Source organism: Acinetobacter sp. YH12070 (assembly GCF_013419625.1).
GTDB lineage: Bacteria > Pseudomonadota > Gammaproteobacteria > Pseudomonadales > Moraxellaceae > Acinetobacter > Acinetobacter amyesii.
On record NZ_VOZT01000128.1, the window covers coordinates 1 to 1,936 of the forward strand.

The 1,936-nt window shown below is 45.4% G+C and carries 2 protein-coding genes; one reads left to right on the forward strand and one right to left on the reverse strand.

Translation table 11 applies throughout. The features are described 5' to 3' along the window. The first annotated feature begins 214 nt into the window (after window positions 1-214). On the forward strand, window positions 215-529 hold the full coding sequence (locus FTU17_RS17230) for a transposase (RefSeq protein ID WP_180136128.1): 315 nt from the start codon (window positions 215-217) through the stop codon (window positions 527-529). Here FTU17_RS17230 and FTU17_RS17235 read toward each other — a convergent pair. Then, the coding region (locus FTU17_RS17235; protein ID WP_180136129.1) for an IS66 family transposase at window positions 526-1,936 on the reverse strand (1,411 nt) is incomplete at its 5' end. The two genes, FTU17_RS17230 and FTU17_RS17235, sit on opposite strands and share 4 nt — an antisense overlap.

The following is a 1,936-nucleotide window of genomic DNA, read 5'->3' on the forward strand; positions in this document are numbered from 1 at the left end:
TCCAGATTTAAATCCAATAGAAAATATGTGGTCACGAGTCAAGGCGATTCGAACTAAGTTTAGAGTTAAAGATATTGATAAATTATTTAAAGATTACTGTAATGATTTATTTGGTATTTAGCTATAGAGGATTGCCTCATCAAGTCCAATCTATTTAACTTACCTAAGAATTTGCCTGAAGGTGAAGGAATCGACTGGAATGTGGTGATTGTAGATGCCACAGAAATCCCAATACAAAGGCCTAAAAAAACAGAAGAAAAGCTATAGTGGTAAGAAGAAGGCACATACTTTTAAAGTTCAAGCCATCATCCATTATAGAACTCAGCAAGTTCTGAGTTTATGCACGAGTCGTGGTGCTGTCCATGATTTCGAGCTTTTCAAACGTAACTTGAATCAGATTCCTAAAAGTGCTTTTATTCTTGCAGATAAAGGGTATCAAGGGATATATACAGTGTATCCTAATAGTCTGTTGCCACTAAAAGCAAAGAAATGCTGTAAGCGTCCGCTGAACCCCATGCCTATTTTTTAATTCGATTTAGGTTTCCAGCGGTGTGGTAGCAATTCTTCAATCTGAGTCACTTTATGTGTCGGCAACCTTTTCAGCACATCACTTAAATAGGCATAGGGATCCAGCCCATTCAGCTTTGCTGACTGGATTAATGTCATAATATTGGCTGCTCGCTGACCGCTGCGCAGCGAACCTGCAAATAACCAGTTCTTACGTCCCAACGCCCAGGGGCGCATCTGGTTTTCCACCCAGTTATTGCAAATCGGTAGATTGCCATCATCCAGATAGCGGCTTAAAGCTGGCCAACGCTTCAGAGTGTAATTGATCGCCTTGGCGGTTGGAGAACTCGATGGCACAGTCAGTTGATGTTGGTTGAGCCATTCATACAGTTGTTGCATCACCGGTTGACTATGCTGTTGTCGGTATTCGCGGCGCTGTTCTGCTGTACCATCGGTCTTTTTCCTGAGTTCTGCTTCTATGGCATACAGTTTCTGAATCAGCACTAATGCCTGTTCAGCGACCTGACTTTTTTTGGTCACATGCAGTTCATGGAATTTACGACGCGCATGCGCCATGCAGCCCACCTCAATGACCTGACCTGATTTAAAGCGTGCTTTATAACCGCTGTAATCATCACAGACCAGATGGCCCTGCCAGTCTTTCAGGAACGCTTCAGCATGCTGACCTGAACGACTATCCTGAAAGTCATAGATCACGGCTTGAACTGGATTGTACTGTGTAGTGGCATAGGCCCAGACATAACCTTTCTTCGGTTTTTTATCATTCTCACCCATCCGCATGATGGTGACCGGCGTTTCATCGGCATGGATCACCCGCTGTTGCAGCACCACCTGTTTTAAGGCATTGGCCAGAGGTTCCAGTTCCACACCGCAGCGACCAATCCAGTCAGATAACGTGGATCTGGACAGATCAATGCCAGCCCGCTGATAGATCAGGCGCTGACGGTACAGCGGCAAATGATCGGCATACTTCGATACCAGCACATGGCTGAGCAGTTCAGGACTGGCAATACCTTTATCAATCACATAGGCGGGCATCGCTTGCTGAGTCAGGGTGTCGCACTGATCACAGACCCATTTGCCACGTACATGCTGTTCCTTATAGAACTGTGCCGGTCTGAAATGCAGTTTTTCACTGATATCTTCGCCGATACGACGTAACTGGCAGCCACAACTGCATTGGGTTGATGCAGGTTCATGCTCAATACGGATGGTGTGTAGATGATCTGGCAGCAGTCGACGTTTAGGTTTGTTGACTGTGGCTTTCTGTGTCCCTGCATGGGTTTTATCTGCATTTAATCGTTCTAATTCCAGATCAACGGCTGCGATATCTTCTTCGACCGCCTCATCCCACAGATGGATTTGTTTTGCGGTGAGATGTTCGTTTTTACTGCCGAATTTATGCTGT